Source organism: Allochromatium palmeri (assembly GCF_009720725.1).
Lineage (GTDB): Bacteria > Pseudomonadota > Gammaproteobacteria > Chromatiales > Chromatiaceae > Thermochromatium > Thermochromatium palmeri.
Genome location: NZ_WNKT01000064.1, coordinates 1 through 13,812, shown reverse-complemented (window position 1 = coordinate 13,812; position 13,812 = coordinate 1). Strand labels below are relative to the sequence as shown.

11 protein-coding genes are annotated in these 13,812 nt (G+C 62.7%); 10 read left to right on the top strand and 1 reads right to left on the bottom strand.

The features are described from left to right. Positions 1-373: 373 nt before the first annotated feature. Positions 374-2,254: a tetratricopeptide repeat protein gene (locus tag GJ668_RS18380; protein ID WP_186343203.1), complete on the bottom strand. Its 1,881-nt coding sequence runs from the start codon at positions 2,252-2,254 to the stop codon at positions 374-376. Between the two features lie 23 nt (positions 2,255-2,277). Between GJ668_RS18380 and GJ668_RS18375 the strand changes: the two genes are divergently transcribed. The 10 genes from GJ668_RS18375 to GJ668_RS18335 all read left to right on the top strand — a co-directional run bounded on the left by GJ668_RS18375 (position 2,278) and on the right by GJ668_RS18335 (position 13,592). After that, the gene (locus GJ668_RS18375) at positions 2,278-3,126 is read left to right on the top strand and encodes a glycosyltransferase family 2 protein (protein WP_186343202.1); all 849 of its coding nucleotides are present in this window, start codon (positions 2,278-2,280) and stop codon (positions 3,124-3,126) included. A 23-nt stretch (positions 3,127-3,149) separates the two neighbouring features. Then, positions 3,150-4,259 carry a glycosyltransferase gene (locus GJ668_RS18370; protein ID WP_155451566.1) on the top strand — a complete coding sequence of 370 codons (1,110 nt, stop codon included), beginning with the start codon at positions 3,150-3,152 and terminating at the stop codon, positions 4,257-4,259. 123 nt (positions 4,260-4,382) lie between these two features. Continuing rightward, the gene (locus tag GJ668_RS18365) at positions 4,383-5,099 is read left to right on the top strand and encodes a glycosyltransferase family 32 protein (RefSeq protein ID WP_155451565.1); all 717 of its coding nucleotides are present in this window, start codon (positions 4,383-4,385) and stop codon (positions 5,097-5,099) included. Between the two features lie 397 nt (positions 5,100-5,496). Then, the gene (locus GJ668_RS18360) at positions 5,497-7,245 is read left to right on the top strand and encodes a type I secretion system permease/ATPase (RefSeq protein ID WP_155451564.1); all 1,749 of its coding nucleotides are present in this window, start codon (positions 5,497-5,499) and stop codon (positions 7,243-7,245) included. Continuing rightward, complete coding sequence (locus GJ668_RS18355) at positions 7,220-8,536, top strand: HlyD family type I secretion periplasmic adaptor subunit (protein WP_155451563.1); 1,317 nt, start codon at positions 7,220-7,222, stop codon at positions 8,534-8,536. Before GJ668_RS18360 ends, GJ668_RS18355 begins: the two co-directional genes overlap by 26 nt. 6 nt (positions 8,537-8,542) lie before the next feature. After that, the gene (locus GJ668_RS18350; RefSeq protein ID WP_155451562.1) at positions 8,543-9,775 is read left to right on the top strand and encodes a glycosyltransferase family 4 protein; all 1,233 of its coding nucleotides are present in this window, start codon (positions 8,543-8,545) and stop codon (positions 9,773-9,775) included. A gap of 58 nt (positions 9,776-9,833) precedes the next feature. After that, positions 9,834-11,729, top strand: coding sequence for an acetate--CoA ligase family protein (locus GJ668_RS18345; RefSeq protein WP_155451561.1), 1,896 nt, complete (start codon positions 9,834-9,836; stop codon positions 11,727-11,729). Next, a complete protein-coding gene (locus tag GJ668_RS20180; protein ID WP_186343201.1) occupies positions 11,726-12,181 on the top strand; it encodes a hypothetical protein in 456 nt (151 codons plus the stop codon). The genes GJ668_RS18345 and GJ668_RS20180 overlap by 4 nt, the downstream gene beginning before the upstream one ends. Further along, a complete protein-coding gene (locus GJ668_RS21140; RefSeq protein ID WP_186343200.1) occupies positions 12,178-13,392 on the top strand; it encodes a cytochrome P450 in 1,215 nt (404 codons plus the stop codon). The genes GJ668_RS20180 and GJ668_RS21140 overlap by 4 nt, the downstream gene beginning before the upstream one ends. Before the next feature lie 8 nt (positions 13,393-13,400). After that, positions 13,401-13,592 (top strand): hypothetical protein, encoded by a 192-nt coding sequence (locus GJ668_RS18335; RefSeq protein WP_155451559.1) that lies wholly within the window; start codon positions 13,401-13,403, stop codon positions 13,590-13,592. Positions 13,593-13,812 lie beyond the last annotated feature (220 nt).

Below are 13,812 nucleotides of genomic sequence, written 5' to 3'. Positions count from 1 at the left end.
CAGAGGACTTGTCTACTCCAACTGTATGTGAGCGAACGATTTTTGCCAGCTGGTAAGATACTTTGTCCAAAGTCCAATGGCATTGCAAGTCCGATTTACGTTACCGCGTTTCCCCGCCGACGGGTGAGGACTCGGATGACTGCGCTAAAAAAGGATGCCAGGCGTACAGTTCGTCATCCGCGTCTTGAAGAAAATGGACAATGTTCTTCATTCGTATACGGTATTCACATTTCGGTGCAACCCAAATGATCTCGGCCTCCTCGGGTATCGGGTAAAGTGGTTCTTGATGGGCGATCAAGTAAGTCTTCATGTGATTGGCTTTGGCTAACGATCTCGTGATGCGAGGGCAGACCCTCGCGACAAGGTCGAGTCATCAATCGAACACCAGCGGCGCGCGCTTGCCGGATTTTGCCTTGTGTCCGATCAGATAGTGCATCGCCTTGCGAAAGGCGTCGACATCCGTCGTCGCCTCCATCTGTTGGCTCACCAGGGCGCGGCTGATCGGCGCCATCAGGCGCTGTCGCCACTCGGAGTCGGCGATGAGGCGCAGGGCAATGCGCACGAAGGCCGCGTCCGATTCAGCGTTCAGCTCGCCCAACCCAAAGCGCTCTAGCAGCACGGGACCGGCGAGATTGTAGAACTGCCAGCCCTTGCGGGTCACGATCGGGATCCGCAGACTCAGACAGTCGATGATGCTGGTGTTGCCGCCAAATGGAAAAGAATCCAGTGCCAGGGCGCACTCCGCCAGGCAGTCCATGTAGCGCTCGTAAGACTGGCTTGGGAATAACTCCACCCGTTCCCCGCCCAGAATGGTCTCCAAGTCGTGCCGGAAGGGCAGATAATAGTTGCTGTTGCGATTCAGCGTCGGCAGGAAGCGGTAGCGCACTGGCACTGGACTGCTATCGGCAATCGTCTTCAGTAGTTGGAGGTGCGCGTGATTGAACTTCAGTGCCCCCCAAGCGCAGCCGATCAGGAGCGGGTTTTGCCTGGCCTGCTTGCGCTGTGGCAGATAGCTTGGCTTGATTGGCAGGGTGCCGATGCCAGGGATCAACACCAGGCGCTCGCTATAATGCGTTGGCGCGCGCTCCAGTGCCTCCTCCGATTCGATCCCGGTCAAGAAGTAATCGATCTGTGAGCCAAAGGTGCTCACCGGATGGCTGTTGGTGGTGATCTGTACCGGCGCAAAACGCATGTTGCTCAGGTAGCGGGACTCGCTGCTCATTCCCACGTCGGGGAAAAACAGGATGTCGAGATCGTTATCGAACAGAAAATCACTCTGAAACCGGCCATTCTCCAACCAGACGCGGTGCACGGAGGAAAAGATGCTGGTCTCCAGGTCATCACGTTTAGGTCCGACGTGGATCAGGCTCAGGTCGAACGCGTCGGTAAGCGCCGCGAAGAGCGGAAATCGGTTCTTGTAGGTCGGATGCGTGGGTGCCCAACGTGCCGTGATCACCCCAATCCGGTTTCCGCGTGGGCGGTTGCGGATCTTGACCTTGCCGAGTACGCGCTGCGCCAGGCGATTGAAGTTCCCCTTGAACACCCGATCCAAGGTCGGGTCGATGTAGGTCGAGCGCATGTAGCCGTTGGACACTGACATTGGCAACTGCATGCGCTCGTCCCAGAAGGTGAGATGCTCGCGCAAATTTTCCTGCGCGATGGATGACGCGAAGCCCGGCACGCCGAAGAAATACTGCCCGTACCACTCCGAGGCCAAGTCGGCGTCGAGGTCGAAGTAGGTCGCGCGATCCCCGGCCAGCCCGTTGCGGGCGTTGTGCAGGAGCATCGCTGGAATGCGCATCGATCCCCCGCGCTGCAATAAGTTGCGCAGCCAATGGTCACTGCTGCGGTAGTCGCTCAGGGCGATCACATTGGTCAGCACCGGGTGTTGCTTCAGCAAGCGACGGACGGCGCGCTTGCCAAAGCGCAGATCCGGCCGGGTCAGGTAATACACCAGCGACTCCACGCCCTGGTTCACCGCCCGCTGCTGGTGTTGGCTCAAGGGATGCAGCAGGGATGGCCCGCCATAGATCGCAAGCCAATCGTGCAGCATCTCAAGTACTTTGTCGGAGTGACCGGCGGCATAGGCCTTTGCCAGCGCACGGGAATCGAGCGCGAGATCCCTGGGGGCGGAGTCAGGCATGGGGAGTTGCGTCCTATGTTGGGCGTTGCGCGCGTAGTATAGTGAAAGCCTTAGTCGAGGTCGCCCCGTATACCAACCGGCCGGTTGCTTCTTAGATGATGATTGGGGCATTGTCAAGGCTTAGAGAAAAGCGCATGTCTGGATATTCCTTGAGCAGCCATTGTGAGCCGCCGCTGGTCAGTATTGTGACGACCTGCAAGGGGCGCCTCGACCACCTTCAGCAGACCATCGACCGCATGCTGGCGCAGCCTCAAGCCCAGGTTGTCGTCGTCGACTATTCCTGTCCGCAAGCGGTTGGCGACTGGGTGGAGAGGTGTTATCCCAAGGCCAGGGTCGTGCGGGTCCCAGGGCGGCAAGTCTACAACGCCTCGCATTCCCGCAATGTTGGGGCGCTGCAGACGGCGACGCCTTGGCTTCTATTCGTGGATGCGGATGTGTTGTTGGCGCCCGACTTCCTTGAACAATGGCTGCCCCGTTTGCAGACGTCTCACAGCTACCATGCGCGGCCCTGGATTCCAAGCTCAATGGGGACATTTCTCTGCACCCGCGAAGCTTACGACAAGATCCAGGGGTTTGATGAATGTATGCAGGGATGGGGCGATGAGGATCGGGACTTCATCGCGCGCCTGAGTCTCGCTGGCTATCAAGCCGACGCTTATCCAGTGGGCTTGATATCGATCATCGAACACTCGGACGCGCTGCGCATGCAGAACCATGCGGTGAACGAACGGCAGTTGAGTGCGACGATCAATCGCACCTATATCAACGTCAAACATGACCTAATGCGTCTTTACGGTGATGAGCTGCCGCTGAAACGCAGGCGGGTGCTGTACCAAAAGGTCAGCAGCAGAGTGCGTGAGGCCTTCCAGTCGCGGCGCGTCGTTGAATTTGCCGTGCCGGTCGTCGACCGTCTGCAGCCGACTGGCTGGCAGTGCCAGTCCAGTCTACATTACCGCGTTTCCCCGCCGACGGGCGTGGACTAATCGATGAGCGCGGAGTCGGACTCATGCGCCGAATAGCGCTCGTGTATGGCCAGGGTATTGGTCCTCGGATCCTTGGCTCGGATCAGCGTCTGGTCGCGACGATGACGGCGTTGCTGGATCATCAGTGTGTGCTGGACATTTTCTTGATTTCGACAGACCGATCCCCGGGCATAGAACATCTGTTGGCCAGGCGGCCGACCTTCCGCGATCGATTGGCCTTTCGCGGATCTGTTCAAGCGCTTGGCCCCGGAGCAGGTTATGACGCAGTTTACTTGACCTCGATCTGGGGTCGTCGGCTGGAAGATGCTGTGCGCTGCGTCGAGCAACTCGCGCCCCGGTTGCCATTGGTCGTCGATACCGCCGACTGTCTTGCGGAAAGCGTTCGACAGCTTCATCCCGTGCGGTTTGAAGGTATGCGCAAATGGGAGCAAGCTCTCCACCGCCGGGCCGAGCTCAGCGTCTTCGTAACCCAAGCCGAGTGTTTCAAGGCCTGCGCCAGACTGGGTCTAGATGCATCGCGAGTCATGGAGGTGGGTTATGCCTTTGGACAGGATCTACCCGCGCAGACCCGGGGTTTTGATGAGCGGCGTCATATGGCCTTTCTGGGGGGCGCGGTCAATCCTCATAACATCAATGCTTTGCGAAATTTCGTTCATACGATCATTCCGGAAATCGCCAGGGCCGACCCCGCCATTGAGCTTCACATCATTGGCGCGGGCATGGATCAATTTCGCCTCGCTGACCCTAAGGGAAGACATCGCAACATCCGAATCTTGGGTTACGTCGAGAACCTTCTTGAGACGCTGAGCCGGTACAGGAACGTCGTGGTGCCATTGCTGTCCGGCGGAGGGATGAAGATCAAGATTGTAGATGCACTGATGGCGGGCACACCAGTGGTGACGAGCATAGCGGGCGTGGAGGGTATGCCGCTGACGCATCGTGAGCATGTTTTGATTGCTGAAACCCCTGAACAGTTTGTCGAGGGTGTTTGCGAGTTGAGTCAGGATCGGCGACTATGGAATGCACTGAGCCAGTCGGGTTTTCTTCAGGCTACAAAATATTACAACTATGAGAATCTCTCTCGACAGGTAGGCGTTCTGCTTGAGCGCCTGCCGGCTTCACGGCTGGATTGATATCCATGTCTCGAGATTCCGCGCGCCATTCCAGATGATTGGATTACGGATGCTGGGCTAAGCCGAGTTAGCATCGCGACTCGCGCTAGATGGACTAAACGTCGATCAATGTCATAAGCTATAATGTCGATTCCAAAGCGAATTATACAGACCCATAGAGATTTTTCTCTTTGTCAGGACTTGTCGGAATCCTGGATCGTTAAGAATCCTGATTATGACTACAGGTTCTACGATGATGAGATGTGTGTTAAATTCTTCAAGAAGCATTACCCAAGGCTATTGAGCTGCTATTTGGCTCTGCCGAATAATGGCCAGAAAGCCGATCTTTTTCGCTATGTCAGTGTTTTTCATTATGGCGGATTTTACTTTGATGCGGATACTTACTGTAAAGTGTCATTGGATACCTATGTCGATCTAAACCATAAGTTGGTTGTTGGGTATGAAATGTTCGCCTCTCTTTATAAAAACAGAGTGGAAACTTACGTTGAGGAGTATGCTAGCCCTAAACAGATGCTTCAATGGGCTTTCGCGGCAGAGCCAGGTTCATCTATGCTGAAAAACCTAATCAAGGTAATTTATAATAATGTGACGTCAATGCGTCAGAATCAATTAAAAAAATTTAGTTCAAATGCTCGTTTTAATCTTGAGCTGACCGGGCCGATCGCCTTTACTAGTGCGTTTAATTATTACATGGTCGGAGCTGAGAGTGAAGCTGTGCAGATCTTGCCTCAGTTGAACTGGGGTTATATAAAATATCATAATAAAGAGGTGGATCCCATGCGCAATGATGACGTCAAGCTATTGCATTATTTCAAGGGTAGCTGGCGGCATAAGGCGTAAATTTATTCATATGTCATCTCCGGTATTGGAGATTTTCGCCAGACTTGAGTCGGTCGTGATGCGAGGTCAGACCCTCGAACTCGCGATGTGAGGGCAGGCTCTCGCGGAAAGGTTGATGCCTCAGTCCAGTCGCCGCAAGGATGGTCTGCCGTAGATCGCAAGCCAATCGTGCAATGTCCCGAGGACTTTGTCGGAGTGACCGGCGGCATCGGTCTTTAGGTAGCGCACGGGAAGCGAGCGCGAGTTCCCCGGGAGCGGATTCAGGTATGGGGCATTGCGTCCTTTGTGGGCATGGGGCGTGCGCGCGTAGTATAATCGCCGGCTTTATCGAGGTCGCCCCGCACGCCAGTCGGCCGGCGCCCTGCCGCGACTGTTGCCCTTGTCTTGGAGACTCCCCTTGGCGGCACCGACTCACAACCAGTTAATGGCGCCGCCTCGCCCATCGGAGGTGCGAGAGTTTCTGCGCGCTAACCGATGGGTGTTTTTCGCGGTTGCCGTGTTCAGCTTCGTCGGCAACTTCTCCATCCTCGTGCTGCCGTTCTACATGATGCAGGTGTTCACGCGAGTGCTCTCCAGCCGTAGCCTGGAGACCCTGGTGATGCTCAGCATCATCGTCGTTTTCCTCTTGCTCGTCTTCAACCTCATCGATCTGATGCGCAACTGGACCATGCAGCGGGTCTCCGAGCATCTCGACAACCAGTTGGCCACGCGGGTGTTCACCGCTGTCTACGAGCGCAGCCTCCAGGTTCCCGGTGGCGGTCACGCCCAGGCGCTGCGCGACCTCGCCAGCGTTCGGCAATTCCTCACCAGCGCCACCCTGACCACCTTGCTCGATGCGCCCTGGACGCCGCTGTTCCTGCTCTTGATCTTCTTCTTCGACCCCTTGATGGGCTACATCGCCCTGTTTGGGGCCCTCGTGCTGCTGCTGCTGGCCGTGCTCAACGAGTTGGTCACCCGCGGCGGCTATGCCGCCATGTCCGACGAGCAGGCCAACGCCAGCAACTTCGCCGAGGCCGGCCTGCGCAACGCCGAGGCCATCCGCGCCATGGGCATGTACGCTGGCATGCTCGAGCGTTGGCAGCACCGGCTCGAGGCGGTGAACGGCGGACAGCGCCGCGTGCAGCAGTGGTCCAATGCGATCACCACCTTCGCCAAGTTCTTCCGGATCCTGCTCCAGATCGCGGTGATGAGCGTCGGCGTCATGCTGGCGATCGACAACCACCTCCACCCCGGCGTCATGATCGCCGCCACCATCCTGCTCGGTCGCGCGCTGGCGCCCGTCCAGGTCGCTGTCGCCCAGTGGCGGCAGTTTGCCATGGCGCGGCAGGCCTTCGTTCGGCTGGACAAGCTGTTACGCCAAAACCCCCCACGCGAGGCCAGCATGCCGCTGTCCGCGCCCACCGGCGCCCTGCACGTCGACAACATCACCGTGCTGGCCCCCGTGACCCAAGTGCCCCTGCTGCAGCGTGTCCAATTCCGTCTCGAGCCCGGTGCCGCGCTCGGCATCATTGGTCCCTCCGGCGCGGGCAAGACCACCCTCGCCCGCGCGCTGCTCGGCATCTGGCGGCCTGCCAGCGGCAGTGTCCGGCTCGACGGCATTGAAATTGCCGCCTGGAGCCCGGCCGAACTCGGTCCCTATCTCGGTTACCTGCCGCAGGACGTCGAGCTGCTCGATGGCTCCGTGGCCGAGAATATTGCCCGCTTCCGCGACATCGATCCAGCCGAGGTCGAGCGCGCCGCCCGGCGCGTTGGGATCCATGACATGATTGCCCGCCTCCCGGAAGGCTATGACACCCAGATCGGGGAGGGCGGCGCGGTGCTCTCGGCCGGTCAGCGCCAACGCATCGGTCTGGCGCGCGCCATCTATCGTGATCCGGTCTTCATCGTGCTCGACGAGCCCAACGCCAGCCTGGACACCGAAGGCGAGGTGGCGCTCAGCCGTCTGTTCGCTGAGCTGAAGGACAGCGGCACCACCCTGGTCGTCATCGCCCACCGCCCGACGGTGCTGCACAACATGGACTCCCTGCTGATGCTCAAGAACGGCACCATGGGCGACTTCGGTTCGCGCCAGCAGGTCCTGAAACGCTTCACCCAGCCCCCCAAAAGGCTTGAGCAACCCCATGGCGTCGACATCAAAACCCGGTAAGATACCAGCCGCCAACGCGGCCCTGCCCCTGCGCCTAGGCTGGCTCATCCTGCTCGGCGCCTTCGGCGGTTTTCTGCTTTGGGCGGCCCTGGCGCCGCTCGATAGTGCCGTCAACGCGGCCGGCGTGGTGGTCGTGGAGAGCTACCACAAGGAGGTCCAGCACCTTGAGGGCGGTATCGTCAAGACCCTCTCCGTGCGCGAGGGCGACGAGGTGACCGAAGGCCAGGTCTTGCTCACCCTGGACGAGACCAGCGACAAGGCCACCGTCGAGATCATCACCCGCGACCTCTTCGCCTTGCTCGCTGCCGAGGCGCGGCTCCAAGCCGAGCTGGCCGGTCTGCCCGAGGTGCAATTCCCGCCACGTCTGTTGGAGCGCCGCGACGCCCCCTGGCTGGAAGAGGCGATGAGCGCGCAGCGCGAGTTGTTCGCCGCGCGCCGCCGCTCAAAGATGGGCCAGCGCGACATCTTCGCCCAGCGGATCTCCCAGTATCAGGAGCAGATCAGCGGCCTCACCGCCCAGGAGCAATCCCGCCTGGAGCAGCTCAGGCTCTACGAGGAGGAGATCCTCGGTCTGCGCAAGCTGGCCAGCGAGGGCAATGTGTCCCGCAACTACCTGCTCGAGAAGGAGCGTCAGCGCGCCAAGCTCAAGGGCGAGCAGGGTCAATATACGGCCGAGCGCGCCCGCGCCGAGTTGTCCATTGGCGAGACTCGCCTGCAGCTCCTGCAACTGGACAAGACATTCCGCGAAGAGGCGGTCAACCAGCTCAGCAATGTGCAGAACCGGATCGCTCAGACCGAGGAGCGCCTGGTCGCCGCCGAGGATCGCCTGAGTCGCAAGGTCATCCGCGCCCCGGCCAGCGGTCGGGTCATCGGGTTGACCGTGCACAACATCGCCGAGGTGGTGCGCCCCGGCGAGACCATCATGAACATCGTGCCCGGGGGCGACGAATTGGTGCTCGAGGTCGACATCGACCCCAACGACATCACCCACGTCAGCGTCGGCATGGTCTCCACCGTGCGCTTCTCCGCGCTCAGTCGCCGCAACACCCCCATCATCACCGGCGAGGTCATTCAGGTCGCCGCTGACACTGTCAGCAACGAGCGCACCGGCCGCTCCTACTACAGCGTCCGGGTGCGGGTGCCGCCGGAACAGCTCGCTCTGCTGCCCGAGGTGCGGATCGTGCCCGGCATGCCGGTCCAGGTGCTCATCCTCACCGGCAAGCGCACCGCGCTGAGCTACCTCACCTCGCCCTTCCAAGATATTGCCGAAAACGCCATGCTGGAGCACTGACCGTTCATGGGCCGCAAGATCCTATTCATCCATCAGAACATGCCGGGGCAATTCAAGCATCTGGCGGCGCATTATGGCGCCGACCCGGCCAACCGCGTCTGGTTCATCACCAAGCCCAAGCCGCTCCAGATACCCGGTGTCGAGCAGCGCGCCTACACCCCCAAGCGCGGTGTTGGCAGGCAGACCCATCGTTATCTGCGCGGCATGGAAGACGGCGTGCTGCACGCCCAGGCGGTCGCCAATCGCTGCGTCGAGATGAGGCGCCAGGGTGAGATCCCCGATGTCATCGTCGCCCACTCCGGTTGGGGCGAGTCGCTCTACGTCAAGGACATCTTCCCCGAGGCGGCCTTCCTGAACTACAGCGAGTTCTTCTTCCGCTCGAGCGGCGGCGACATGGGCTTTGACCCGCCCGGCAGCACCCCGAGCCCGGACGCCATGGCCAGGCTGCGCACCCGCAACGCACAGTACCTGCTCGCCCTGGAGGCCTGCGACTGGGCACTCACACCGACCCGCTGGCAGTGGTCGCGTCACCCAAGCGAATACCAGTCCAAGATCTCGGTGATCCATGAAGGTGTCGATGTCGATGCCGTCTGCCCCAAGCCGCGATGGCGTCTCACACTGCGCAACGGCCAGCGCCTGAGCCGCGAGGACGAGGTCATCACCTACGTCGCGCGCAACCTCGAGCCCTATCGCGGCTTTCACATCTTCATGCGGGCCCTGCCGCGCATCCTCGCGCGCCGCCCCAAGGCGCAGGTGCTGATCATCGGCGCCGACGGCGTCAGCTACGGCGCCCCGCCGGCCGACGGCGTCTGCTACCGCGAGCGCCTGCTCAAGGAGGTCAAGATCGACCCGCGCCGCGTCCACTTCCTCGGCAGGCTTGGCTACGAGAACTTTCTCTCGGTGCTGCGCATCTCCTCCGCGCACATCTATCTCACTTACCCCTTCGTGCTCTCCTGGTCAATGATCGAGGCCATGGCCTGTGGCTGCCTGGTTATCGGCTCTGCCACCGCGCCGGTCCAGGAGGTTATCCGTGACGGCCACAACGGCCTGCTGGTGGACTTCTTCTCCCCTGAGGACATCGCCCGCCGGGTCGACGAGGTCTTCGCACACCCCGACCGCTTCCAGGCCCTGCGTGACGCCGCCCGACAAACCGCCGTGCGCGAGTTCTCGCTCAGGGACAAGTGCCTCCCCGCGCAAGTGGCCCTGGTCGAGGCCCTGGCTAGCGGCGTGCTGCCATGAGGTGGCGACTGGTCACCTCTTGCCTCGCCCGGCGGCGATCCAGCCAGAGCGCCCCCTGATGGCCATCATCGAGTGCCGGCGCCTGAGCTTCGAGTCGGAGTACTGGCGCGACATGCGTCAGCCCGCGCTCATCGCCGAATTACGCATTTCCCGGCTGGACCGATCGAGCGCACGGCTGCTGCAGCACTACGAGGCGCTGGCCGAGCGCATCCTGCCTCCACCCGGCACTCAGCCACGGCCGGAAATCGCGCTCGACCATCCCGTGCTGCAGCGCATCGCCGTCACAGCGCTCGATATCCTGGCCGCCGCCGGCATGCCAGTCATGGCCGGCGCGCAGGCCGTGCGGATCGCGGCGGGGGCGCCGGGCGGAGCCACGGACTGGCTGCTCGCCCTGCCCGCGGCGCGTCCAGGGCCAAAGGCCCTGCCGTTTGCCCTCAACTGGTCGCTGCAACTGCTCGAGGGCATCGCCCAGCGGCGACGGATCGATATCGACAAAAATCGCGAGGCGTTGGCCCAGCGTATCGGTGCGCTCAAACAGCAGGCCCCGGTCGGCGTCAATACCCTTGCCTTCTTGCGGGCCGCGCACGACTTGCGCATCCCCTGGCGCCACCTGGCCCAGAACGTCTACCAGCTCGGCTGGGGCCGCAAGGCGCGCTGGCTCGATAGCTCCTTCACCGATGAAACCTCGAATATCAGCAGCAACCTCGCGCGCGACAAAGGTGCCTGTCTGGCGGTGCTGCGCGAGACGGGCCTGCCCGTGCCGCGGCATCACCCGGCACGCACGCTCGACGAGGCCCTGGCGTGCGCGCGGGCGATCGGCTATCCGGTGGTGCTCAAGCCGTTGGCCCTCGACGGTGGTCAGGGGGTGTTCGTGGGCCTGCGGACCCCCGAGGCCGTGCATAAGGTCTTTGCGGAGGTCCAGGCACTCAGCCGAGTCATCCTCGTCGAGCAGCACATCGAGGGTAACGACTACCGCCTGCAGGTCCACAAGGGCGAGGTCTTTTGGGTCGTACAGCGTCGGCCGGCCTATGTGATCGGCGACGGCAGGCACAGCGTGCAGGACCTGATCGAGCGCACCAACGCCGCCCGCAAGACCCCGGCGCCAGCGGATCAGCCTGGCGAGCGGGCCCCGCTGCCGATCCTCGTCGGCAGCGAGACCGCGGACTGGCTGGCCGGCCAGGGGCTCGGCATGGCGTCCATCCCCGTGGTGGGGCGGCGGGTGCGCCTGCGCGGTGCCGCCAACGTCTCGAGCGGCGGAACCTTAGAGCCGGTGCTGGAACAAGCGCATCCCGACAACCTGGCCCTGGCGGCCACGGCCGCGCGCCTGCTGCGGCTCGACCTTGCCGGCGTCGACCTCTTGATGCCGGATATCCGCCGCTCCTGGCGCGAGGGCGGCGCCGCCATCTGCGAGGTCAACGCCCAGCCGCAGCTCTCTGCCGGCTTGCATCGGCCGGTCCTGCAGCGGCTCGTCTCGGGCGACGGGCGCATCCCGGTGCTGGGGGTGATTGGGGGCTCCCGCTTTGGTGCCTTGCATCGACGGTTGCTCGAGCGCGCCACGGCGGCTAACCTGCGACTCGCCGTCGCGACCGAAGCCGGCGCCTGGGTGGCCGGTGAGCCCGCCATGCACCTGCCGGGCGCTCTGGAGCGCGCCGCGCTCGGTCTGCTGTCCGATCCGGATGTCGACGCCCTGGTGCTGGCATACACCCGCAGCAGCGCCCTGTCCGAGAGCTGGCCGGTGGATGAACTCGACCTCTTGATCCTGCTCGACGGCGCCGACGGGCCGAGCGACGCGGCCCTACGCAGCGCCTGCGACCGTGCGCGCGGCCTCTGCATGCTCGGTGATCAGGCCAACTGGACGGCGCGGTTGCGCGCGCTCGCGATCCAACATGATAGGCTTGACGAAGCAGCCTGCTTGCGGCAGGCACTCGCAGCCTTGGGACTCGATCAACGATGACTAGAAAGCGACTTCTTCTCGCCGATATCGCGGCGCTTTCATCCACCTACCTGACGGAGGGGCGCAAGCAGGAATCCTGGGCCATCGAATGGATCGAAATCGAGGGCGACCAGCTGTGGGCCAAGGTCGTGATGACCGCGCAATACCGGTCCGCGACCGACGCCGCCGGCTTTCATCTCACCATCTTCTCCACCCTGGAGTTCCTCTCCCAGCTGATGATTATCTACGCCCACGATTGGGCCGGACTCGCCAGCAAGGTGCGCGAGGGCTGGATGGTGGAAAGCAAAACACGAAGCCTGAGCGCGGTGCGCAACCCCGACGACATCCGCGTGCAGATGCAGGTACGCCGCATGCGCCGGCGCGGCGAGCACCTCTATTGCGATGCCGATTTCACTGTGACCGACGATGCCGACGGTCGCTTCGAGGTCAGTCTCAAGGGGTTTCTGTCGTGACCGCGGCGCACCACCTATCCTGCGCGGAGCTGGAAGCGGCGGGGCTGTTCGATGACCCTTACCCGCTCTACGCGCGCCTGCGCCAACAGCCCGGCCTCACCTGGGTGCCGCAGGCTGCGGAGCAGCCCGGCGGCGGCTTCTGGCTGGTCGCCCGCCATGCGGACGCCATGCAGGTCTTCAAGGCGCCCCGTGGCCTCAGTAAGGATCTGGGTGCAATCCGCTCCAGCCGCGCCCCGCGCCCTTTCCATCTCAATGTCCTCTTCCGCGATGGTGCCGATCATGCCCGTCTGCGCCGCCGCATCAAAGACTTCTTCGCGCCGGCCACGATCGCGCACCAGCGGCCGCTCATGCACGAAGTGGCGACAACCCTCTTGAAGCGCCTGGCGGGGCAAGAAACCTTCGATCTCATCGGCGACTTCGCCGAGCCCCTGCCGCTGCTGGTCATGGCCCGCGTCTTCGGCGTACCGGAGGCCGACCTGCCGGCCATCCGCGCATGGTCCGTGCAACTGGCGGATGGCTTCGACTCCTTGCTGCACGCCCCCGGACTGGCGGCCGCGCACCAAGGCGCCATGGGCGACTTCGCCCGCTACGTGGACGACCTCATCCTCGCCAAACAGGCGCGGCCGGACGCGAGCCTGCTGGGCGACCTGGTGCACAGCGACCGCGCCCTGCTCGACGCCGATGAGCTCAGAGGCATGATGGCCTTCCTGATCTTCGCCGGGCACGAGACCACCGTCGGGCTGCTCGGCTCGCTCCTCTGGCTGCTGCTCTCGCACCCCGAGCAATGGCGTCTGGTGCGCGAGCGCCCCGCGCTGATCCCCACTGCCGTGGACGAGGCCCTGCGCTTCGAGAGCCCGGAGCAGCGCGGCACCTTCCGCGTGACCACCGAGCCGCTGGAGATCGGGGAGCAGCGGGTCCAGCCGCGCCAGCGCATCGCCGTCCTGATCGGCAGCGCCAACCGCGACGAGGCCGTCTTTGCCGACGCCGGGCGCTTCGACATCTGCCGCTCGCCCAATCCCCACCTGGCCTTTGGTACCGGCAAGCACAACTGCCTCGGCAGAACCCTCGCCCGGCTCGAGGCCGAGGTCGGGCTCGCGGCCTTGATCCAGGCCATGCCGGACCTGGCGCTGGCTGAGGCAGCGCCGCACTGGTACAAGAACTCCTTCTTTCGCCGCCTCGCGCGTCTGCCGGTGCGCGGCCAGGCGCGCTGATCCCGTCCGTGGAGCGCGACGACGCAGTCAGCGCCACAGCGGGGCCGACCCTCTTCTGGGTGATCGGCACCGCGACCAATGTCGGCAAGACCACCGTCGCCACCGCCTTGATCCGCCACCTAAACGCCAGCGGCCTGCCCGCCTTGGGGTTCAAGCCCTACGTCGGCGGGCGTCTGCGCGACCTGCGCGCCACCTCTTGATTGTTACCTGTTGATTGTAAGAGGTTTAGTGTCCGCTCCGTCGCAGAGCCATCGCACCCTCTTCCTCTAGTCGATCCGTTTATCCGGTCGATCCAGGGGTGCGACCATAACTGATGCGCTGGCTTAAACTGTAGGTTCCATGGAACTGTCTTGTGAGGCTCCTGCCATGCCAACGTACGCCCAAAGCGATAAAGAGTTGCTTGAGGCACTGAATCGCAAC